This window comes from Alteribacter populi, assembly GCF_002352765.1.
GTDB lineage: Bacteria > Bacillota > Bacilli > Bacillales > Salisediminibacteriaceae > Alteribacter > Alteribacter populi.
In genome coordinates, this window is the sequence record NZ_KZ293963.1 from 3,902,153 (window position 1) to 3,925,435 (window position 23,283).

19 protein-coding genes and 1 pseudogene are annotated in these 23,283 nt (G+C 39.9%); 13 read left to right on the forward strand and 7 right to left on the reverse strand.

Going from position 1 to position 23,283, the window contains the following annotated elements; all coding sequences use genetic code 11:
• Positions 1-137 precede the first annotated feature (137 nt).
• From CDZ94_RS17990 to nhaC, 4 genes are all read left to right on the forward strand, one after another.
• Positions 138-1,226 carry a YheC/YheD family endospore coat-associated protein gene (locus CDZ94_RS17990; RefSeq protein WP_096439449.1) on the forward strand — a complete coding sequence of 363 codons (1,089 nt, stop codon included), beginning with the start codon at positions 138-140 and terminating at the stop codon, positions 1,224-1,226.
• Positions 1,227-2,339, forward strand: a complete 1,113-nt coding sequence (locus CDZ94_RS17995) for a YheC/YheD family endospore coat-associated protein (RefSeq protein ID WP_096439489.1) — start codon at positions 1,227-1,229, stop codon at positions 2,337-2,339. It abuts the gene before it with no gap.
• A gap of 297 nt (positions 2,340-2,636) precedes the next feature.
• On the forward strand, positions 2,637-3,785 hold the full coding sequence (locus CDZ94_RS18000) for a YheC/YheD family protein (RefSeq protein WP_157812039.1): 1,149 nt from the start codon (positions 2,637-2,639) through the stop codon (positions 3,783-3,785).
• A 514-nt stretch (positions 3,786-4,299) separates the two neighbouring features.
• A complete protein-coding gene (gene nhaC / locus CDZ94_RS18005; RefSeq protein ID WP_425352546.1) occupies positions 4,300-5,745 on the forward strand; it encodes a Na+/H+ antiporter NhaC in 1,446 nt (481 codons plus the stop codon).
• Positions 5,746-6,146: 401 nt separating this feature from the next.
• Here nhaC and mreBH read toward each other — a convergent pair whose 3' ends face one another.
• A complete protein-coding gene (gene mreBH / locus CDZ94_RS18010; protein ID WP_096439494.1) occupies positions 6,147-7,154 on the reverse strand; it encodes a rod-share determining protein MreBH in 1,008 nt (335 codons plus the stop codon).
• A gap of 261 nt (positions 7,155-7,415) precedes the next feature.
• Between mreBH and CDZ94_RS18015 the strand changes: the two genes are divergently transcribed.
• On the forward strand, positions 7,416-8,591 hold the full coding sequence (locus tag CDZ94_RS18015; protein WP_096439496.1) for an acyl-CoA dehydrogenase family protein: 1,176 nt from the start codon (positions 7,416-7,418) through the stop codon (positions 8,589-8,591).
• A 226-nt stretch (positions 8,592-8,817) separates the two neighbouring features.
• Here CDZ94_RS18015 and CDZ94_RS18020 read toward each other — a convergent pair whose 3' ends face one another.
• Complete coding sequence (locus tag CDZ94_RS18020; RefSeq protein WP_096439498.1) at positions 8,818-9,099, reverse strand: DUF3221 domain-containing protein; 282 nt, start codon at positions 9,097-9,099, stop codon at positions 8,818-8,820.
• Positions 9,100-9,276: 177 nt separating this feature from the next.
• Here CDZ94_RS18020 and CDZ94_RS18025 point away from each other — a divergent pair, with 177 nt between their 5' ends.
• Positions 9,277-9,927, forward strand: a complete 651-nt coding sequence (locus tag CDZ94_RS18025) for an MOSC domain-containing protein (protein WP_096439500.1) — start codon at positions 9,277-9,279, stop codon at positions 9,925-9,927.
• 57 nt (positions 9,928-9,984) lie between these two features.
• On the opposite strand, the gene CDZ94_RS18030 is transcribed toward CDZ94_RS18025, so the two are convergent.
• Positions 9,985-11,199, reverse strand: coding sequence for a NupC/NupG family nucleoside CNT transporter (locus CDZ94_RS18030; protein WP_096439502.1), 1,215 nt, complete (start codon positions 11,197-11,199; stop codon positions 9,985-9,987).
• Between the two features lie 246 nt (positions 11,200-11,445).
• On the opposite strand from CDZ94_RS18030, the gene CDZ94_RS18035 reads away from it, so the two are divergent.
• The 7 genes from CDZ94_RS18035 to CDZ94_RS18065 all read left to right on the forward strand — a co-directional run bounded on the left by CDZ94_RS18035 (position 11,446) and on the right by CDZ94_RS18065 (position 19,558).
• A complete protein-coding gene (locus tag CDZ94_RS18035; RefSeq protein WP_096439504.1) occupies positions 11,446-11,745 on the forward strand; it encodes a YhdT family protein in 300 nt (99 codons plus the stop codon).
• Positions 11,742-13,187: a sodium/pantothenate symporter gene (gene panF, locus CDZ94_RS18040; RefSeq protein WP_096439506.1), complete on the forward strand. Its 1,446-nt coding sequence runs from the start codon at positions 11,742-11,744 to the stop codon at positions 13,185-13,187. The genes CDZ94_RS18035 and panF overlap by 4 nt, the downstream gene beginning before the upstream one ends.
• A 29-nt stretch (positions 13,188-13,216) precedes the next feature.
• Positions 13,217-13,531, forward strand: a complete 315-nt coding sequence (locus tag CDZ94_RS21590; RefSeq protein ID WP_198520873.1) for a hypothetical protein — start codon at positions 13,217-13,219, stop codon at positions 13,529-13,531.
• Positions 13,532-13,707: 176 nt separating this feature from the next.
• A complete protein-coding gene (locus tag CDZ94_RS18050) occupies positions 13,708-14,703 on the forward strand; it encodes a DUF4003 family protein (RefSeq protein ID WP_096439508.1) in 996 nt (331 codons plus the stop codon).
• A gap of 439 nt (positions 14,704-15,142) precedes the next feature.
• Positions 15,143-15,469 carry a nucleoside triphosphate pyrophosphohydrolase gene (locus CDZ94_RS18055; RefSeq protein WP_096439510.1) on the forward strand — a complete coding sequence of 109 codons (327 nt, stop codon included), beginning with the start codon at positions 15,143-15,145 and terminating at the stop codon, positions 15,467-15,469.
• Complete coding sequence (locus CDZ94_RS18060) at positions 15,462-17,909, forward strand: DEAD/DEAH box helicase family protein (RefSeq protein WP_096439512.1); 2,448 nt, start codon at positions 15,462-15,464, stop codon at positions 17,907-17,909. The genes CDZ94_RS18055 and CDZ94_RS18060 overlap by 8 nt, the downstream gene beginning before the upstream one ends.
• 368 nt (positions 17,910-18,277) lie before the next feature.
• On the forward strand, positions 18,278-19,558 hold the full coding sequence (locus CDZ94_RS18065; protein ID WP_096439514.1) for a helix-turn-helix transcriptional regulator: 1,281 nt from the start codon (positions 18,278-18,280) through the stop codon (positions 19,556-19,558).
• Positions 19,559-19,753: 195 nt separating this feature from the next.
• On the opposite strand, the pseudogene CDZ94_RS18070 reads toward CDZ94_RS18065, so the two are convergent.
• From CDZ94_RS18070 to queC, 4 genes and pseudogenes are all read right to left on the reverse strand, one after another.
• A pseudogene (locus tag CDZ94_RS18070) lies at positions 19,754-21,308 on the reverse strand (IS3 family transposase).
• 97 nt (positions 21,309-21,405) lie between these two features.
• Complete coding sequence (gene queF, locus CDZ94_RS18075) at positions 21,406-21,894, reverse strand: preQ(1) synthase (protein ID WP_096439516.1); 489 nt, start codon at positions 21,892-21,894, stop codon at positions 21,406-21,408.
• Complete coding sequence (locus tag CDZ94_RS18080) at positions 21,884-22,540, reverse strand: queuosine precursor transporter (protein ID WP_096439519.1); 657 nt, start codon at positions 22,538-22,540, stop codon at positions 21,884-21,886. Before CDZ94_RS18080 ends, queF begins: the two co-directional genes overlap by 11 nt.
• Positions 22,533-23,189 (reverse strand): 7-cyano-7-deazaguanine synthase QueC, encoded by a 657-nt coding sequence (gene queC / locus CDZ94_RS18085; protein WP_096439521.1) that lies wholly within the window; start codon positions 23,187-23,189, stop codon positions 22,533-22,535. The genes CDZ94_RS18080 and queC overlap by 8 nt, the downstream gene beginning before the upstream one ends.
• Positions 23,190-23,283 lie beyond the last annotated feature (94 nt).

A 23,283-nucleotide genomic window follows, 5' to 3' on the forward strand; every position in this document is an offset into this window, starting at 1 on the left:
CTTACCCAGATTACCTATTAGTACTAACGTCCATATAAATACGAAATCCTCTTATCTTTAGGGAGTTTGCCGTGTCTTACGGACAGCTGTCACATACATTAACACTAGCGACAAAGTAATCTAAAGGAGTAGGGGAAATGGCGAATAACCAGTTGGGCATTTTTGTTACGCACAATATCATTAGGAAAATGCTAGATCAGTCCGCTCCGGATCGGGATATGGATATCGTGAGGGCAAATGAAGGTTTTGGAATGAACATGATTTACTTTTCAAGAAAAGATATTGATTACGAAAAGAATAGAGTGTTAGGGACTTATTTTAATCAAAATCAGAAAAAGTGGGAGCAAAGAGAATTTTCTTTCCCAACCTTACTTTATCGAAGGGTAGGAGGTTTGAAAAAAACACAAAATAAGAAGCTGCAAGCGTTTCTTAGAAAAAACAACGTTCGCTTTGTTAATTACATTGACGGCTTTAACAAATGGGAGATGTATCAGGTTCTAAGTAAGAATTCATCGCTGAATGTACATCTTCCTAATACTAAGCTGTATCGAAATCCTATAGATTTAAGCGTGATGATCGCAAAGTATAAACACGTTTATTTAAAAGGGGTCAAAGGCGGAAAAGGGCGACAAGTCATGAGTGTAAAAAAAGTAGGAAGAAGCTATGAATGCTGTTATTTTCGTAAGCGATTAAGAAGAATTCGCCTGAGGCATTTTCATTTACTCATTCGAAAAATTAAGCAATTTTACAAAGGTCAACCGTTTATCATTCAACAGCCGATTCAACTTTTGAAACTCAAAGGACGCCTGTTAGACATACGAGCGGAAGTGCAGCGTGATGGAAAAAACAATCTTCAAGTAGTAGGCGAGTGTATGCGGTGGGGTAACGCGCGTTCACCGATTACCACTCATGCAAATAGTTATCCATTAGAAACGTTTTTAAGAAAAAACTTGCGATATAGAGAGAAAGACGTGAAGAGGCTACAAAAGAAAATCAAGCGGGTGGTTACGAATGTGAGTCGCGAATTGGATTTGAAATACGGAAGTGTTGGTGAAATCGGTGTGGACTTAGGCTTGGATCGACGTGGAAGGCTTTGGCTTATTGAGTGCAACTCCAGAAGTTCGAAGGTCTCTCTTGAAAAAGCTTACGGCCGTGAAAAGAGACGTGAAGCCTATAAAATGCTATTAGCATACACGCAACGGATGTTGAAAGGGGGGACGGTGTAAGTGACTACAAAGCAATACAAACCATTGATTGGTGCATTCATTACTACAAAAGGGATTCGGCGGTTAAATAAACAAAAAGCGTCAAAGAAAAACCGATTGCTTCTTCGTGCTAGTAGAATAGCAAAAGTAAATTTATATTATTTTTGTTTTCGAGACATTGATATGAAGACAAAAACGATTGAAGGAACTTATTATAACGAGCACTTAAAAAAATGGAAAAAAGCTTCTTTTCCATTTCCGGACTTATTTTATAACCGAAAAAGAAGAGGATTAGAGAACAGGAAATACCATACTCTTAAACGTGCACTACTTAAAAGTGGAACACAGTTTATCAATACAAGAGACGGGTTTGATAAATGGGATGTGCATAAGAGATTAAGCGAAAGCAGTGAAATAAAGGAACACATTCCAGCTACGAGTCTCTTCTCTTCCAAAGAAAAGCTAAAAGAAATGCTGAATGAAGAGGAGGGCTCAGTCTATCTTAAGGGCGTAAATGCAAGCCTCGGAAATGAGATCATGAGAGTTGAGAAAACCACTTCAGGTACTTATACGATAAGTACGTATGTAAAGCAGGTTTTCACAAAAAAAGTAGATAATGACTCGTCTCTTATTAAAGAAATTCATCGTTTCTTTGGACCTTTTTTACGACATGTGATCATTCAAAAAAGAATTGACCTCTTTCAAGTAGAAGGGTGTCTTGTAGATTTTCGGGCAGAAGTTCAAAAGAAAAAGAATGACTCGATCGTTGTTTCCGGAGTTGTTGCAAGAATAGGGAAACCCGGATCCCCGATTACTTCAAAGACGAGCGAGGACCACTATATGACAATCGAAGAGTTTATTAAACGCTATTATTCTCATGATCATAACTTAAAATCCCAAATAAATGGTTTTCTTAAAAAAGTCTATGAAGCAGTAGAACAAGAATATGGTCGTTTTGCTGAGTTGGGGATCGATATCGGTCTAGATCAAGAAGGTCGGCTCTGGCTGATTGAATGTAATGGAACATCTGGAAAATCGGCCTTTTGCAACGCATATGACGGGAGAAAAAGACTTCGAGCCTTTACTCGACCACTGTTGTATGGAAAGAATGTATTGAAAAAAGCAAGGGTGTAACCTCGTAGGACACTTGTTTCAATACCTTTGGTTACTAGAAAAACAATAGTAGAGGATGTTCAAAAAGTCCGCTAAAAATAGCTGTCGGAGAACAGGATCTCCTGCTAAATAACGCCACGTCCTGTGGCGAACGCAGAAGTCACTCCATCCTTGGGAAGCTCGTTGGCTCATTTCTCGCTCCTAAACGTATTAAAACCATACGATTGGGTGCTCGAAAACTTCGCCACCTCGACCTACTCGGCGCTTATTATGCTCCTTTTTGAACACGCAATAGAAAGGAAGAGAGGAGTTTGTTTGATGGATTCAACGAATGAAGAAAAGATTTCAATCGGAGTTTTCGTTAGGAGGGGAGTCATTAAGAAGTTTCTGCAACAAACCCCGATTGCCAAATATGCAGAATTACATGAAGCAAATGAAGTCGTAAAGGCAAATCTTTTTTTCTTTTCTAGAGATGGACTGAAGGGGAAGGCTGGAAAAATTCTCGGTGTTTTTTTCAATAAACGGAATGCCAAATGGAGTATGAAACAATTTTCATATCCTCATGTTGTTTACAGTAGAAAATCTGGGGGGTTAGCTGGGAAAAAAAACAGACAGTATCGTCGGGAGTTCCAGATAAGAAAAGTGATTTGGTGGAGTTCTCACCGACGGTACAACAAGTGGGATGTCTTCGAAAAACTAGCAAATGATCCAAATATCAAAAGATACCTTCCTATTACGAATAAGTATAAAGAAATATCACAGTTAATACCCATGTTTAAAAAGTACAGTTCTGTTTACTTAAAATCAGCACGTGGGACAGGGGGCGGAGGAGTCATAAGAATTCGTCCGGAACCTGGTGGGGGTTATGAGTGGAGTCAGCACGGTTCAGAATTAATTACGAAAAAATTGCTTACGTTAAAGGAATTATCTCAAGAAATAGCACGATTTTACCGAAAAAGAGAAATCATTTTTCAAGAGGGTATTAATCTTTTGTCAATGGGCGGAAGACTAGTTGACTTTCGGGGAGATCTTCAGAAGAATGGGAAGAATCAATTGTACTATAGTTATATCAATGCTCGCATTGGAGAAGAGGGCTCGCCTATCGCTTCCCGTACAACAGCGGAACGCAAGGTGTTATTTGATGAATTTATCGAGCAATACATGAATGGAGATTGGGGCAACAAAGAGAAATTAAGAAGAAGAGTGCATCATTTCTTGCGGACAACCTACACAACGATGGAAAAATATTATGGTCCTCTGGGAGAACTGGGCATTGACTTTGGAATTGATCATAATTGGAAGATTTGGCTTATCGAATGTAATAAAACACCTCATCGAAAGAATTTAAAGTATTTGTACCCGCGTGATCAACGAATTTCAGTGTGGGTAAGAGCATTGGAGTATTCGAAGTACCTCTACCAACGGCAATTGAAGAGTAAAGCTGTGGAACGTGATAAGGTAAAATAAAGAAGTGCAGTGAATGAGGTTGACAAACAAGAAGGATCTGATTACAATATTAATTATCAAAGAGATTACTTTATTGCTTAAAAGCGTTTAAGTGAAGAAGTGCGAAAAAGAAAATAATAGATTATCGTAAAGCAACGAAGTAATGTAGGCAAAAGCAGCATCAGAGACTGAGTGGAAGCTGAGAACTCAGGCTAGGCCGTACATGAATTACACTGCTTAAAGTAACAATACGGTAATCGACCTGATTGAGTGGACAAAGACAGTGCTGAACAGAAGAGCTGAGAGTAGAGTTTAGGTTTTTGATTAGAAGAGAAGAGGACGTGGCAAACCTCCTCTAAGTGAGAAAGGTAGTCAGCTAATGTCTTGTCAAATAGGGTGGTAACGCGGAACTTCTCCGTCCCTAACGAGGACTGAGAAGGTTTTTTGTGTTCACCAAAAGTTCAGGGGCCTGTCCCCGTAACAAATTGTACGGGGACAGGCCCCTGACAATTTCGGAAAAAAGGAGGATTTTGAGATGACTAAGGAGACGGATGAGAACGTGGAGATGTTATCGAATGTTCGACGTTGGGAGGCTGTGACGGTTGTTGGGATGATTTTAGCAATAATTGGGGTATCGTTAATTTATTTGGACGCACAGCCTCATGTCCCGATTTTCTTATCGATCATTTTCCTTGTGATATTTAATATGTGGAAAAAACAACCTTGGTCCCTTGTAGAGGAAGGGATGGTTCGAGGCGTTAAATCAGGTATTATACCAATTATTATTTTTATTCTTATCGGGATATTAATCGCTGTTTGGATGCAATCAGGAACGATTCCTACATTGATTTTCTACAGTTTCCAAGTGATTTCGACAGAATACTTTTTGCCAAGTGTATTTGTCGTAACAGCGGTTGTCGGTATGGCAGTTGGGAGTTCATTTACCACTGCATCTACAATCGGGATTGCGTTTATGACGCTCGGCAGTGTGTTAGGCATGGATCTTGCCATGACAGCCGGAGCAGTCGTATCTGGTGCGTTACTTGGCGATAAGATGAGTCCGCTATCGGATACGACAAATTTGGCATCATCCGTATGTAAAGTTGATTTATTTGAGCATATTCGTCATATGATGTGGACGGCGATTCCAGCCTTTTTCATTAGTTTGGTTCTATTTTTCTTAATTGGCCGTACCCAGCAAACGACGGAAACAACGGAAGTAAATGCATGGCTAATAACGTTAAATGAAACGACACATGTTCACTGGGCAGCCCTGATCCCGGCTGTTATGATGGGGATACTAGCGATTCGAAAAAAACCAGCAATTCCTACGATGCTAGCAGGAATTGTAGCAGGATTTATTATCGCAATAATTTTTGATGGGCAGCTTGCACTAGCAGATTGGATGGTAACAATCCAAGACGGCTTTACAATTTCAACGGGAAACGAAGAATTGGATAGCCTATTGAACCGCGGTGGGATTCAAAGCATGATGTGGGCAGTATCGCTATTACTCTTAGCCCTCAGTATGGGAGGGGTTCTTTCCCGTTTGGCGATTATCGAAAATGTCATTGGCGCAATCCGTTCTCTCGTTAATACGAGAGGAAAAGCCGTCTTGTCAACAGTTCTTTCAGCGATCGGCATTAACGTCAGCCTTGGCGAGCAATACATGAGTGTTGTGTTAACAGGTGAAGCCTATGGCAAGCACTACGAGAAGCTTGGGCTCAAAGGCAAGCATTTATCCAAAACGTTGGAATCTGGCGGAACAGTGATTAACCCTCTTATTCCATACGGTGTGAGTGGTGTATTTATGGCAAGTGTTCTTGGTGTTCCGGTCCTTTCCTTCTTGCCATTCGCATTTTTCTGTTTGCTTTGTCCAATCATCACAATTATTTATGGATTTACAGGGGTTAGCATGAATGATGGAGGGCCAAATGATGCATTTGTAAATAAAGACGTTGAAGAAAAGAAATATGCTTAAAAATCCGTGGGGCTTATCCCACGGATTTTTTTTATAGTAAAAACGGATGAGTCGCTCTACTTTTGAGTAGAAACAGAAATGAAGAATGTTCTGTACTTTTTGCAAAATCGCCTAATTACTATTAGCAGGGTGAAGGTTAACCACCATCAAAATAAAAGGCTCTTTTCTAAAAGATTGTTGCTATTTGTTTTTTGAGCGTTAGGCAAGCGCATGCTTGCCCTGTCACGCATAGCGTGACAGCTTTTTCAAGTCAAATGATAGTGGAGGACAAATTCATTTGTCCGTAACATCATTTGACTTGAAAAAACGCTCAAGAAGCAATAAATTTTACGAAAACAGCCAAATAAAACAACCTGAAAATGAAGAGTTAACTTCACTTTCAGGTCACGATTAAAAACAGTTTATCTTGCTGCTTTTTGCAGTTTGTGGATAACGTTTAACGAACGTCCAGTTCCTATTGCGACTGATTCGAGAGGGTTTGGAGCTACGTGAACAGGTACAACAATTTCATCACTTAGCCAGTCCTGGATCCCGTTTAAAAGGGCACCGCCCCCGGTTAGGATGACGCCACGGTCAACAATGTCACCACTGAGTTCAGGAGGACAGTCTTCTAATGTGGCACGAATTGCTTCCAAGATTGATAATAACGACTCTCGAATGGCTCCTTGAATTTCTCTGGAATGGAGTGTAATTGTTTTTGGAAGACCTGTAACAAGGTCGCGACCGCGAACATCCATCGAAAGCTCTTCATGGTCAAGGAGTGCATAAGCGATCGTCATTTTAATTTCTTCACCGGTTCGATCACCGATTAATAGATTGTAGTTTTTGCGTACATAGTGAACAATATCTTCATCCATCTGGTCACCACCAACGCGAATAGAATTACAGGACACAACACCACCGAAGGAAATAATTGCCACTTCAGTCGTTCCACCACCAATATCCACAACGACGTTAGCGATTGGCTCTTCGACAGGAAGGTCTGCACCAATTGCAGCGGCAACAGGTTCTTCAATTAAATCTACATGCTTGGCACCACAGTTCTTTACAGCATCATGAATAGCTCGTCTTTCTACTGAAGTAGAGCCAGAAGGAGTACAAACAACTACACTTGGCTTGCGAACTGAAAAGCCGAGTTTTTTGCTTACTTTTTTCATGATTTCCTTGAGCATACTCGTTGTTACTTGATAGTCAGCGATCACGCCGTCTTTCAATGGACGAATCGCAACAATATTCTCAGGAGTTTTGCCGACCATATTTTTTGCATCATTTCCGATAGCAAGTACATTTTTGGTTTGCAAGTCTATAGCAACAACAGATGGTTCGTTAAGTACGATCCCTTTGTTTTTTGTATATACTAATATGTTCGCGGTTCCTAAGTCGATCCCGATTTGTGTATTTGAAAACATGTGAAATCCTCCAAGTATCTTAATTTACATTTATTATATATCTTCTTTGACTCTACCAGATTTGTAGGGGTTGAAAAGACATTAAATTATGGAAAAATGTCAGAGAGTATGTCATTTCCCGGGAAAAGAATGATGCTTTTTCCACTATTTTGTAACACTATAATATATATGAAGAAATATTGGCAGAAAATGCAGGATATTGGAATAAAGCCGACTTTTTCGATATGATTTAAATATTAAAATTTCTAAGTAGGTGGTCACATGTGCGGAAAACGAGATACATTTTTGTTAAATGCTGAGCAAAAAGAACGAGCTGAAGTCATTGAAGCCTTACTTCCTAAATTTAGAAAACGAGCCGACAAGCTTGACGAAAATGCAGAGTTTCCTTTCGAAAATTTTGCTGACCTGAAGGCTGAAGGGATCTTTCACCTTACCGTACCGAAAAGGTTCGGTGGAGATGAAGTATCGCTTTACGATTACCTTTTAGTTCAAGAACAAATTGCCCAAGGAGATGCTGCTACATCTTTAAGTCTTGGCTGGCATAATGGAATTATTATGCAGCTGAAAGATACACAGAAATGGGAAGAGGAAAGGTTTCAATTTATTTGTGAGGAAGTGGTTAAAGACGGCGTACTTCTAAATAGTGCAGCGACTGAGCCCGCTACTGGAAGTCCTGCAAGAGGAGGGAAGCCGGAAACGACAGCAAAACGAGTTGGAGAGAACCAATATGAAATTTCCGGCAAGAAAACGTTTACTTCACTAGCACCTATTTTAGATTACTTTATCGTTACGGTGAAGATAGAGGAGACGGATGAAGTTGGAGAGTTTCTAATTCCGAGAAATAGTAAAGGACTTCGTATTGAAGAGACGTGGGATACTCTTGGAATGCGGGCGACGCGTAGTGATGATCTCATTCTTGACCGTGTAAAGGTTAGTGCAGAGGCTTGGGTGGCCACTCGTCACCCGGGACATGGCAGTGGACCACAAGGCTGGCTCCTCCACATACCTGCTTGTTATTTGGGAGTGGCAAAAGCAGCAAGAGATGATGCTATCGAATTTGCGAAGACATATCAGCCTAGCAGCCTCAATCATCCTATAAAAGATGTGCCAGAAGTCAGAAGAAAGACCGCGGAAATGGATATTGAGCTTATGAAAGCAAGACATTTTATGTATCACATAGCTGAATTGTGGGACCGTTATCCTGAACAAAGAAGCCATTTGGGAGCAGAACTAGCAGCGGTTAAAACGGTGGCAACCAATGCGGCAGTTCAAGTAGTCGACTTAGCGATGAGAATCGTCGGAGGCCAAAGTTTATTCAAATCGAAACCATTTGAGCGCTATTATCGTGATGTTCGGTCGGGACTACACAACCCTCCATCTGATGACATCACGACCATGATTTTAGCCAATCGAGCATTTCCAAAAGAAGGTCATTAACTTGAGAAAGGAGCTGATCCGATTAGGCAGCTCCTTTCATTATTAAGATATATGAGTATGTCATTAGCTCAGAAATCATTCATATTAAAAGCAACAATACATACGAAAAGAGCCATAATTAAAAGTGAAATAGTAAACATGTCTGATGCCTTCATAATTTTGAGCAAAGGGGATAATCATTTTAAGATAAATAAAAGGCCGGCCGTTACACTGTTTCTCTGATCTGTTACTCATCCAAAGCCTCAATGGATTCAGCTTCCGCTTGAGCAGGATAACTTTCCATAATAGTGGAAGTGCTGACACGAACGAGCTGTCCTTCTTCATATTGCTTTGTATGTTCTACCCCGCTAAACCAGTAAGCACCGCCAACATCGGCATTGAGAATGTTTTCTCCGCTTATTTCAACCGCTTCCTCTTTTGAAATATTTTCGACTACTAAGAAGGATTCATCTGAGATCTCAACGATTCGACCTTCAATACCGGTTTGATCTTCGGGTTCAATTTTCATGATTCCCGTTTTCTAAACCACAAGCTCCTAATGTAAAAAAGCCTAATAGAAGTATGGTTGGTTTCAACAAAAACCACACAAGTCATCAGCTCCTTTGCTTCTTTGATGGTAAATGTGTGATTGTTGTTTCAACTCTGAAGGTATAAAATAATTATAATAAGGAGGAGATTTCGCAGAATGATAAAAGGCAAAGTACGATCTTTAAATGTCGGGAAAGCGAAGACAATTTCAAGGGACGGAGAAAAAGAAATACTGTCTGCCATTGTAAAAAGACCTGTATCTGAAGCGTTATTTTTGTCTAAAGTCAAGCTTCTTGGAGACGAGCAAGCCGACCTGATTAACCATGGTGGAGAAGATAAAGCGGTGTGTGTTTATTCCTACGAGCATTATAATTATTGGCACAAAAAACTTAATAAATCTATGGAACCCGGGGCATTTGGAGAAAACATTACAGTGATGGATTTGTTAGAGACAAATGTTTGTATTGGAGATACCTTCAAGTGGGGGGAGGCTGTAGTACAGGTATGTCAACCACGTCATCCGTGCTATAAGTTAGCGAAGCGTCATCAAGTAAAAGAACTTCCCCTTTATGTTCAAGAGACCGGTTATTCAGGGTTTTATTTACGGGTGTTAAAGGAGGGAACCGTCACAGTTGACGATCCCCTATTGCTCACTGATCGTCAAACAGAAACGACGATTGCTCAGGTGAACAGACTTAACTTTCAAGATCAAGACAATGTTGAAGGATTACAAGCATTAGTAGAACTTCCTCAGCTTGCCGATAGTTGGCGTAGTATTGTTGAGAAACGTCTACAAATGCTAATCTGAAATAAATGAAGACAGGTGCTACCGCGGTAGCACCTGCCCATCGTTCAAGCTTCGTTCTTAAATCAACATTCCTGCAATCGAGGCACTAAGAAGTGATGCAAGCATACCCGCAGTAATCGCGCGAATACCCATGCGTGCGATGTCTTTGCGTCGTTCAGGTGCAAGTTTTCCTAATCCGCCAAGCAAAATGCCTAAACTAGATAAGTTGGCAAAACCGCAAAGCGCAAATGTGATAATGGCTACGGATTTAGGTGAGAGGTTTTCAATTTCTGGTGCAAAAGCTAGGTAAGCGACAAATTCATTTAAAACAAGCTTTTGACCGATAAAACCACCAGCATAGATCGCTTCATCAAAAGGGACGCCAATGGCTATTGCAAGTGGGGCAAATGCGTATCCTAAAATTTGTTCTATCGTAAGACCTTCGACATTAAACAAGCTGCCAATACCCCCAAGAATGCCGTTGGCTAAGGCAATTAGCGCGATGAAGGCAATTAACATCGCACCGATATTTAGTGCAAGCTGTAAACCAACACTGGCACCTCGTGCGGCAGCGTCTATCACGTTAGCGGAATCCGTGTCTTTTTCCATTTCTAAGTTTTCTGCTCGCTCCTCGTGATTCGTTTCAGGCACCATTATTTTTGCTAAAATTAATGCTGCAGGTGCAGCCATAAAGCTTGCAGCTAGAAGGTAGTCAAGTGGAACGCCAAGGATCGCATAACCAACAAGAACAGAACCGGCAACCGAGGCTAACCCCCCGGTCATAATGGCAAAGAGCTCGGAATTTGTCATTTTAGCGATGTATGGTTTGACGACGAGCGGTGCTTCTGTTTGCCCTAAAAAGATGTTCGCAGCAGCGGATAATGATTCTGTTTTACTCGTTCCTAATATTTTGGCTAAAAAGCCACCTAATATTTTAACAACCCATTGCATTAAGCCGACATAATAAAGGACGGATAAAAGAGAAGAGAAGAAGATAACAACCGGTAATACTTCAAACGCAAAGACCATACCGACATTTTCTGCTTCAAAAATCCCGCCAAATAGAAAGTCGATTCCCTCATTTGCATACTCAATAACCTGCGAAACACCATACGTTAACCATTCTAACGCGGCTTTTCCTGCTTCCCATTTTAATACGATAAATGCAAAGGTGATTTGAATCGCCAAACCACCTAAAACAGTTCTTAAACTAATGGCTTTTCTATTTGTTGAGAGTAGAAAAGCAATCCCTAATACAACGAAAATACCAAAAATACCCCATAATATGTCCACTTCGTTCACTCCTTATGTATAATAACTCAGATCATAACTCTCCAAAAGTAGGCTATCCTCATTGCATTCATACTTTAGTTATTGAATATTTTTAGAGTACGTAAAAGCCCTTACATAATAAGGTCTACAACTTCAGGCGTTTTTATGTCTGAAAAAAATGCACAAGTTGAATCGTACCAAACGATTGAAACTGTGTAAATGTTATAATAAAAAAATATAGATTCCTGTTAAAAAGGGAGGATTACATTGAAATATAATGGTAAATATGGATGCCCGGACCATGACCCCCGGTTTAAAATTGCCAATCGTGAAGCAATCATCGGTGTCATTCTCGTCATAATAAATTTTGCTTGGTGGTATGGATTTGCTTATGGTATGGGCTCAAAACCTGTAGAGGAATACACATTTATTTTTGGGATGCCTGCATGGTTTTTTTACAGTTGTGTTGTAGGCTTTTTGTTAATGGTCGTCCTTGTGACGGTCGTTGTGAAGTTTTACTTTAAGGATGTTTCGTTTGATGAAGAAGAGGAGGGTGAGGATCGATGAATACTCCGGTAATCACAGCCCTCTTCGGGTTTCTTATCCTAATTTTTGCAATTGGATTCTGGTCATCAAAGAATGTGAATCGAAAAGGAAGCGGGTTTTTGCAAGAATATTTTCTCGGAAGCCGTGAGCTTGGCGGGTTTATTTTAGCGATGACGATGATTGCTACATACGGCAGTGCCTCAAGCTTTGTTGGTGGGCCTGGAGTTGCCTATACTCAAGGACTTGGCTGGGTGCTCCTAGCGATGGCTCAAGTAGCAACAGGGTACTTTGTCCTTATGGTTCTTGGTAAAAAGTTTGCGATTATGGCGAGAAAGTATAAAGCTATTACTCTTGTTGACTTTTTAAAACATCGATATAACAGTAAGTGGGTCGTCCTATTTTCGGCTTTTAGCATTATTATTTTCCTATTTTCAGCAATGGCGGCTCAGTGGGTAGGCGGCGCTCGATTAATTGAATCTTTAACCGGCTTAACGTATACGTCAGCATTGTTTATTTTTGCGGTCGCCGTTCTTCTGTATGTGATTATCGGCGGATTCCGAGCTGTAGTGGTGACAGACACTGTACAAGGCGTGGTCATGTTTGTCGGAACATTGATTATCCTAATCGGGACGATCATAGCCGGTGGGGGGATTACCAACATCATGTCTGATTTGATGGCAGAGAATCCGAACCTCGTGACGCCGTTCGGTCATGATGGCAGTTTAACGCCTGCTTACGTGTCTTCGTTTTGGATCCTCGTCGGTGTCGGAGTTGTAGCCCTTCCTCAAGTAACTGTTCGTGCAATGTCGTATCGAAATAGTCAGGCGATGCATCGAGCGCTTATTGTCGGGACAATTGTGGTTGGCTTTATTATGCTTGGAATGCACTTAATCGGTGTGTTCGCGCGTCCAATTCTTCCTGGTGTCGATGTTCCTGATCAAGTGATGCCGATGATAGCGATGGAAGTGCTTCCAGCTTGGCTTGCTGGAATTGTGTTAGCAGCACCTTTGGCAGCTATCATGTCCACTGTCGATTCACTATTACTTATTGTTAGCTCGGCCGTTGTGAAAGACGTCTATTTAAACTATGTAAAACCTGATGCTTCAAATGAACGAGTAAGAAAAATCAGTTTTGGCGTGACAGCTGTGTTAGGCGTCCTTGTTTTCGGATTAGCTTTAAGCCCACCTGACCTTCTTATTTGGCTTAATCTTTTTGCTTTTGGAGGTCTTGAGGCTGCTTTTATCTGGCCTGTCATTATGGGTCTCTATTGGAAACGTGCCAATAAATACGGAGCTTTGTCTTCCATGGTCGTTGGAGCTACCTCTTACCTACTCATCCATCAATTTTGGACCGATCCGTTTGGGATGCACTCCGTCGTTCTTCCAGTCTTGCTGTCGTTTATCTGTTTTGTCATTGGAAGTCTTGTTACGCAACATAAAAATGTAAGAGAGCTTGCTCTTTAAAACTCCCCCTGAAAAGGAGAACGTATTTTATGGAACGCAACCTTCAAAAGTCAGCCATCTATGGTTTTTTACTCACACTCGGCTTAGCGATCTTATTTGTCGATTATAAAGAAACATATAGCAATGGATCTTCAGTGGTTACGACTTATGTTCCCGTTTATGATTATGTCATTTCTCTGCTTCGCTATAGCGTGGTTGGTAGTTTTATCGGGCTCGTTGTCGGCTGGTGGCATCAGAAGTCTAAGGTAAAAAAAGAAGGCAAGTCTTACTATCTAGAAGTGTTTGTCGCTGTATTCGTATTAGCGATAGCAGCAAGCCTGCTTTTTTCAATGCTTGGGATTTGATAAAGGGATATAGATAGGGGCTTGTTCTGGCACCCATTTTTTGAACGTGAATGAACGTCATCATTCACGTTTTTCTTGATGTATTGCTTTTCGGTTCCACGATAAAGGTTGAAACTTAACCAAAAGCTCAATCGTAACCAATCATAACGAATCACAAAAGAGAGGAATGAGCAGTATTGACAGCATGGTCCCCTACTAAAAAGATCGAACAATTGTCATTTAATGAGCATTCACTGAAAAGAGCAACGGCGTGGACATTTTTAGATACGAAAACACGTCTATTAATTGCGGCAATGTATGCAAATCAGGAACGTAAATTAGATGGCAAAGCCTTTAAAAAGTTTGCCGATTGGATTAAAAAAGAATCGTCAGCCTGGTCTTATTTACGATCTAACCTTCGTTTCTCTGTCGCAGCGAACTTAGATTTACAAACGGAAGATCCGAAACGAGCCTTCAAAACGATGATGAAAATATACGATCAACTCGTATCAGCAGGCTTTCAGCGTCATAATGGAACGTATCTCGGAGCACTCTCTTTTACGCTTCAACATCCGGAAGCTGACCAGCCATTTATCGATGAACAGTGTGAGCGAGCAATCACTCTTTTTCGCGGCTTGAAAAAACAGCAATACCTACTTACCAACACGTATGATTATCCACTCATCGTTCTACTTGCACTATCACGAGAAGCTGATATTGACAAGATCGTCGATGAAGTATCGCTGAAATATGATGCATTAAGACAGGGGAATTGGAAGCGAGGAAACGACTTGCAAGGGCTAACTCACATTTTGTCTCTTGATGAAGAGTCGCATGATAATGAAATGATTCAAAAGGTCAATCACCTTTATGAAGATTGGGAACGCATCATGGGGAGAGTTAAGCCCGCATATTACAGTGAAATCGGTGTACTCGCCGTGAGAAAAGCTGTGCGTGAGGATCTTGTCACCGTCCAAGAAACACGGGATCACATCCTTTCTCTTAAATCCTTCCGTTGGCACAAAGATCTTTCCACGCAAATTGCGACTCAGTTTATAGCGGGAACAGATCTTGCAGAGTCACCGATAGAAGGACATATGGTTACAACCATGGCCATTTTGCAACAAGCTGAAATGGCGGCAATGATGGCTTCAATTACAGCAAGCACCGCAGCAACAAATAGTAACAATTAGCATGGGATACTCCATAATGGGGGAGAGTCAGGGATGAAAGACTCTTTCATTAAGGCTGTTTTCGGAAAGTTTGTTGCTTTTTGAGCGCTTTTTCAAGTTAAATGATGTTACGGACAAATGAATTTGTCCTCCACTATCAATTGACTTGAAAAAGCTGTCACGCTATGCGTGACAGGGCAAGCATGCACTTGCCTACGCTCTAAAAACAAATAGCAACAATCTTTTAGAAAAGAGCCTTTATTAAAGCTTTTTGCTATTAGAGCGTTGCTAGGTTTTCTACGATTATGCAAGCATCAGTGAATGGTGGAATAGAAGGTAGAAAATTGAAAAATAGAAGGGCTAAATAACTAATAATAGAAAAGGAATATCTCTATAATTGTCGAAGAAGGTAAATTTAGGACGTTATTATAAAGGAAGATGATATTTGGAGGGATGACTTATGCCTGTTTACAATAAACTTGTTCGTGATCGTATTCCAGAGGTGATTGAAAGTACTGGAAAAAAAGCAAACTTTATGACTTTAAATGAGGCAGATTTTGCTCAGCAAGCAAAAGAAAAATTAAAAGAAGAGGTAGAAGAGTATTTCAACGCCGAATCTGATAGAGATTCTATTGAAGAATTAGCGGATATTATGGAACTTTTACATAGCCTTGCTGGAATTCATGGAGCAACACCAGAAGAACTGGAAAAGGTGCGCGTTCGAAAAGCAAAAAACCGAGGAGCATTCAATAAATGGTTATTTTTAAAAGAGGTTGAAGATGAGTAAGGTAAAGCTTATAACAGAGCAATTAATCGATGATATTACGGATGATATTGAGAAGGCAACAGCGGTTTACATGCTTGTATCGTTTTCGATGAAATCAGGGGTGAGTCTCCTTGCTCCTGCTTTAAAAAGAGCAGCCGAACGAGGAGCTGAAATCAAAATCTGCACTGGTGACTATATGTATGTGACACAACCCGAGGCGCTCAAGATGCTTCATTCCATTCATCCGGACATCACGATTCGCTTGTGGAAAGGAAAAGGAAGATCTTTTCACCCAAAGGCTTATTTAATGAACTTTGAGCAGGAAGAAGGAGTACTTTATGTAGGTTCTTCTAATTTATCCGGGTCAGCGCTAACGAATGGAATAGAGTGGAATGTATCTGTAGAACGTTCAGCCGCAGAGGAAAGCTTTGATCTTGCTCTAGAAAAATTCATGAATATTTATCTTCACGAACAAACGGTACCAGTAAATAGCGAAACGATTTCGACTTACGAAAAGGATTATGAAGAAGCGCACCAATCCTTACCTGACCATTTTAAAGAATGGTTAAAAGAACAAGAAATTCCCCTTATGTTTAATGAACAAGCAGTCGATCACGAGAGTGTTGTGCAGGAAGAAAGAGAGTCTTATGTAAACAAAAAAGAAATTTCTCCGCGACATGCACAATTAGAAGCATTAGAATCGCTAGAGCGGACAGTGGAAGAGGATTACTCAAAAGCGATGGTCGTTATGGCTACTGGGCTTGGTAAAACCTACTTAGCAGGTTTTTTTGCACAAAAATATAAGCGAGTACTCTTTGTCGCACATCGGGAAGAAATCCTTTATCAAGCAAAGAAATCGTTCGATCATATTATGCCAGACAAAACTAAAGGAATCGTCAATGGTCAATTCAAAGATAGAGATTGTGAACATGTTTTTGCCTCAATATTTACGCTTGCTCGTGATAAGGAACTGCACAAACTTGACCGACAAGACTTTGATCTTGTCATTGTCGATGAATTTCATCATGCAGCAGCAAATTCTTATCAATCTCTATTAGAGTATTTTCAACCGAAATTTCTATTAGGTTTAACCGCTACACCCGACCGTATGGATGGAAAAGATGTTTTTAATTTGTGTGATGGAAATGTTGCCTATCAATTACATTTTATCGATGCTATTCAAAAAAAGTGGCTAAGTCCTTTTCATTACTACGGAGTTTACGAAGACACAGACTATTCTCAAATAACATGGTTAGGGACAAGATATGATGAGGAGGAGCTTTTAGCTGCTCAATTAAAAGAAAGTATGGCAGAACATATATTTAAGTCATGGAAAAAACATAAACAATCCAGAACACTAGCTTTTTGCTCTTCTGTCAAACAGGCAGAATTTTTAAATCGTTATTTCCGTTCAAAAGGAGTCCGGTCTGTAAGTCTTACTGCTCAGTCAAGAGAGATGACACGGCCTGAAGCGATAAAAAGGATTAGTAACGAGGAATTAGAGGTTATTTTTACAGTTAATTTATTCAATGAAGGTACAGATATTCCTTCGATTGATACACTTCTTTTTGTTCGCCCTACGGAATCACTTACTGTATTTACGCAACAAGTGGGAAGAGGGCTCCGTTTATTTGATGGAAAGAAACATTGTGTAATCATTGATCTGATAGGAAACTATCGAAATGCAGATATTAAGCTCCAACTATTTAATGTGGAGCGAGAGAAGGAAACTAAAACGAGTAAAGCAAAGGTGTTACCGGAAATACCGGCAAATTGCTATCTCGAATTGGATACCACAGTCATCGATTTATTTAAAGAATTAAAACGTAAACAACAGCCTCGTAAACAAAAGATTGTGGTTGCTTACGAAGGGTTAAAAGAAGAATTGGGCAGAAGACCAACCTATTTAGAGTTTCACAGACAAGCGAACGAGGACAGTAAAGCTATTAAACAAGAGTTTGGTTCTTATCCTGGCTTTCTTAACTGGGCAGACGAACTTACTGATTTGGAGAAAGCGGCTTTCTCTGAAGGGACAGACTGGTTGGAGGAAGTCGAGAGAACGAGCATGAGTAAGAGCTATAAAATGGTTGTTTTATTTTTTATATTGGAAAGAGGGCAACAGGAATGGTTGAAACCAGTCAAGCCAGACGAAGTTGCTCCATTTTTCATCGATTATTTTATGGCGAAAGAATATCGAAAGAGAGTCGATTTTAATGATAAAACGACGCGTTCTTTAACAGTCAATAAGGCTGCTAAATTAATCCGATCGATGCCTATGACAAAGTGGAGTGGATCAAGTAAAGGGTTACTTTCATTTGAGGACGATGTCTTTTCATTAAACTTTCAATTATCAGCTGAAAGTGAAAGGCATATTTATGAATGGACTCTCCAAATTTGTGAATTCCGACTTGAGAGTTATTTTGAAAAGAAAAATCAGCGGTTGGAAAACAATCGTCATTAGGATTGGCGTCTGTTTTCTAGTGATTATACCGACAAAACTCGACAATTAGATCCGGTGACCATTTCCTATCCGCTTCCTTTTTAGCTCAATTATCGGGGTTTTTAGAGATTATTTTCTTGAATTAGGAAAATAGAGGGAAATCATTGGGTCTGAATGACCGTGTTGATGGAAATTTTCGCAAGTGAACTTGTAAGTTATCAATTTATTATTGAGTCATAATACTTTAAGATAAAAGTAGGTGTTCAATAATGGATAAAAAACTCTAATAGACGAGTGAGGGTTTCTTATCTAAGTCTAGCGAATGTGGAAAAGTGTGGTTGAGACCTATCGCTGACTTTTTTACCAAGGGCGTGTTGGGAGATGAACGGATGAACGGGAAGATACTGAAATATCATCGTTTGAAACAGCGGAAGAAGCAGGATGAAGTATGTAAGGGGATATGTTCTGTTTCTTATTATAGTAAGATTGAAAATGATCAAATTGATGTGAGTCAGGATTTAATGGAACAATTAATGAGCCGGTTGGAGATTCATGAAACGGGTAAATCTGTTCATGATGAAAATCAGCTCAAATCTCTCATCCATCAGTTTAATGAGTTGGTGATCGACAGGGAAGTACAGAAAGCAGATAATTTAAGCTTTCAACTTCATGACCAACTCCAGTATTCACAAAATCCTCATCTTCTTGTGTTTTATGAAATCGTACTTGCTCGCTTGAATTTCTTGAAGAATGAATTTGCGAGTGCGGAAGTTCTAATTGAGAAGAATGAAGTTTTCGTAAAGGAAATAGAAGAGTCGGAGCTTAGATTCCACTTCTTAAAAATGAAAAGTGTATACGTGTATTTTAATCAGGATTTTCAACAATCACTCAAGTACCTTCGGCAAGCAGATGAGATACGGATGACTCTTCATCTACCTCATAAAGATGTCGTTGATTTGTATTATATGTTGGGTTTAACCGCGTATCGAGTGAATGATATTAATTTGAGTATGTTTTATGTAAATGAAGCTGTAAAAGTTTATGATAGTCACTACGATTATCATCGAAGTGGTGACTGTCGGTTATTGTTAGGTCTTTGCTATAAGGGATTGAAGAAGTATTCGGAGGCCGAAAAGCAATATGACCTGGCTATGAAATTAGCAAAAAACATCCAGCAGGTGCATCTCGAGTCAAAAGTGATGCAAGCGAAGGGGGAGCTTTATGCTGCCATGGACAGGTCGTTGGAGGCGATCCATTTGTTTCAGATGAGCTACCGTTTGCGTCAAGGAACAAAGCGTCTCATTTGTGTCCATTCGATTCTGGAAGAGTTTTATAAGTTGGGGCTATATAGTGAACTGACAAGCTGGATTGAACATGGTTTTGAAACCTTGAAGGAAAACGAAAAAAAATCTGGAAATTTTTTAATAATGCAATATTACTATCATTTTATGTTTTATAAGCACATTGCTTCTCAAAGTGACAGCGATGAGTTAGAAAAAGTTTTAAAAGATGAGATTGTGCCATTTTTTGATGAAAATTTTCGAGATGAGTATATTTATAAATATGGGCGTTTCCTCGCTGAAGTGTACGAACGGAAGCAGCACTATCGAAAGTCAGTGGGCTTCTATAAGAAGGCGATGAGGGCACTTGAGAGGTTAAACCATGATTAAGTGATTATAGGATTAGGTAACCTGGCTTTTTGCTGGGTTATTTTTATGTCGATTTTTTGGGATATTGATTTCTTAAGATAAAAGAACACCATTGAGACTTAATAACATGCGGTTCTCCTTAGATTATACTAAAAAGCCCCGTTGAAGCGCTGAACTGCCCCCTGTCAAGTAGACAGTGGAAATAATAAAAATGATTTAAGCGGCTTTAGCTCTATATTCCTTAGGGCTAAGGCCGTTTAATCTTTTTTGGTATCTTTCATGATGATAAAAATGGATGTACTCATCTATCGCAGTAGTAAGTTCCTCAAATGTCTTATATTTATGTAAATAATACTTCTCACATTTCAATGTCCCAAAAAAAGACTCCATTGGTCCATTATCAATACACCGACCAACTCGTGACATGCTTTGTGTCATCTCTGTCGCATCTATCTTACGTTTGAACCCTTTAGAGGTGTATTGAAATCCACGATCACTATGGATAAGAGGATGTTCTCCATTCAATAGTACTGTGGCTTGATCAAGTGTCTTGAATACGAGTTGATTATTATTGGAGTGTCCTAGAACATAACTTATAATGGATCCGTCATAAAGATCACGAATCGCACTTAAATAGGCCTTTTTTGATTGGCCATACTTAAATTCTGTAACGTCCGTTACCCATTTTTCATTTGGTTTTTCGGCTGTAAATTCACGATTTAATATATTGTCTGCCACATGTTGAGGTGTAGAGCGTTTATTTGCTTCTTCTTGACACGAATGACAGAGCGTAATCCAGCCACTTTCATCAACCGATAGATTCTTTTATGATTAAGCTTCTCCTCGAACTTTCTATTCATGTGAAGGGTCATTTGACGATAACCAAATATGCCATCAACTTTTTCATGGAGTGTTTTCATCTCTTTGATGATTTCCTTATTCAGTATTTCTCTGGATGTAGGAGTACGATTTATCCACTTATAGTATGCAGATCGTGCAATATCAGCAATTTCACAAAGTAAACTAATGCTTAAATTCTCTTTTTCATGAAGCTCCTGAATAGCGATATACTTATCCTCAAATCGGATTTGGCTTATTTTCGCCTCCTTTCGATCTCCTCTAACTTTTTTAAGAACAAATTCTCCGCACGTAACCGTTCATTTTCTCTTTCTAACCTTTTCATTTGAAGGTTGATTTTCTCTTCTGGAGTTAGCTTAGCTTCTTCTTTCTTATGACCACGTTTATCTTTTAGCGCTTCATCTCCGCCATCTTCGTACTTCTTAACCCATTGATAGACTTGTTGATAAGAAACATTATAAGTATTAGCTGCTTCTTGATAGTCTTTTCCGTTCCCCAAGCAATCAATTACAATTTGTATGCGTTCTTCCCAAGTCGTTTTTCTTCCCTTAGTCATAGAGCTCGTCCTTTCTTGTGACGTATCCTTTAAATCTCTATGACTATTATACTTCTTTACTCAACCTCTGAGGACCGAAGCATCCGATATTTCATACAATCTAGCAACCTCACGTATGGAATACTTCCCAGACAGACAATCTCTAATGGCAGCTAGCTTCAATTCCTTAGAATACTTTTTCCAAGTAGAAGACTCTTTTAGACCTTCCAAACCATACTTATCAAACTTGTGTTTCCAGTCCAAAATCGTTGAATGGTGCACGTTATATTTTGACTCAAGTTCATATGTTGAACAATGCTCATCTAATTCCTTTAATATCTCGTATTTCTCCTCTGCAGAGTAAGATCTTTTGGACATAATAAATACTCCCCCATAAGCAGCCAGATTTTTATTTTTTAATCTGTCTACCTAAAGGGGAGCATATCACGCAAAGCTTCAGTGGGGCATATTTATATTAGCGATTATCAATCGTTTCCGGATATAGGTCGTGTTGTACGAGACGTTGTTCGGCAAACCTTTCCCATTTTGTTTCAGGCTTTCCGTAATTTACGTACGGATCGATGGAAATGCCACCACGTGGAGTGAACTTCCCCCATACTTCAATGTAACGAGGGTCCATAAGCTCAACCAGGTCATTTAGAATTTTATTCATACAATCTTCGTGGAAATCTCCGTGATTACGAAAGCTAAACAAATATAGCTTCAAAGATTTACTTTCGACCATTCTTTTATCTGGAATGTAGCTAATATAGATGGTCGCAAAGTCTGGTTGTCCTGTTTTCGGACAGAGACTCGTAAATTCGGGACAATTAAATTTTACAAAATAATTACGGTAAGGATGTTGATTTTCAAAAGCCTCCAATACCGATGGGTCATAGTTCTGACTGTATTCAGTATGCGTACTTCCTAACTGGTGAACTTCCTTGTCACGTTCATGATGCATAGTTTTCTTCCTCCTTTATTTTTGCAGAGCTATCGTTTTTCTTTAACCATTTAACCATTAAATAAATGAACGGGGTGTCAGCAGCGGCAATGGCTATTTTTACAAAATATTGAACACCAATCATTGCAAGTAAAGCAGAAGTCGGCATCGTTCCGTAAAAGGCCACAACAACGAAAATCGTAGAATCGAGCAGTTGACTGGCAAACGTGCTTCCATTGTTACGGAGCCATAAATGCTTGCCCGCGGTCCATTCCTTTAATTTATGGAAAAAGTGTACATCAAATAATTGGCTCACAAAATAAGCAAGAAGAGATGCGGCCACAATTCGTGGAACAGCCCCTAGGATCATTTCAAATTCCTGCTGCATCTCCCAAAAGCCAGCCGGTGGTAAGGCAATGGCCATGTAGAAAAACGCAATCATGAGTAGGTTAGTTAAAAGTCCAATAATGACGACTCGTTTCGCTGTCTGCTTTCCGTATACTTCAGAAATAGAGTCAGTAATTAAAAAGGTTAACGGATAGGTTAGAAGACCAGCTGTTAACACTGCTGACCCAAGTGTAAAAAGCTTAACTGAAATAACATTGGAAACAAATAAAGCAGTAAAAAAGACCCCGGCAAGCAGAATTAATTTGTCTTGCTTATTCATCGCTTGCATCCCCCTTTTCGGCGAGGTATTCGTCCAATCCTCGCGCTCGGAGCTTACAAGCAGGGCACTCGCCGCAACCATCGCCGACAATGCCTTCATAGCAAGTGAGTGTATTGTAACGGACAAAGTCGAGTCCGCCAAGTTCATCAGCCATTTTCCACGTTTCTGCTTTCGTGAGAAACATAAGTGGCGTATGAATCACAAAGTTTTCGTCCATGGACAGGTTTAAGGTGACATTCATCGACTTTACAAACGTATCCCGGCAGTCCGGATACCCGGAAAAGTCTGTTTCACAAACGCCGGTGATAATATGTTTGGCGTCGATTTGTTTTCCAAAAATCCCTGCCATTAATAAGAACAGATGATTTCGGCCATCCACAAACGTTGTCGGGTAGTTTTCCCCTTCTTCAATCTCAATATCGTCCCGCGTGAGAGCATTGGCAGTTATTTGGCCAAGCATGCTCAAATCCATCACATGATGAGCGACATTTAATTGATTAGCAATTTCTTTTGCGTAGTCAAGTTCACGTTGATGCCGCTGTCCGTAATCGAACGATACTGCAACGACTTCATCGAACTTTTTCAATGCCCAAAGAAGACAAGTTGTACTATCTTGCCCTCCGCTAAATACAACGATCGCTTTATTCAAAAGTCTTCACTCCTAGTTTTGATTTATAGAGCGGAGGATGGTTACGAACTCCGCTACCTTAATACTCTAACAAATTTACAATGAAAATGTTAGT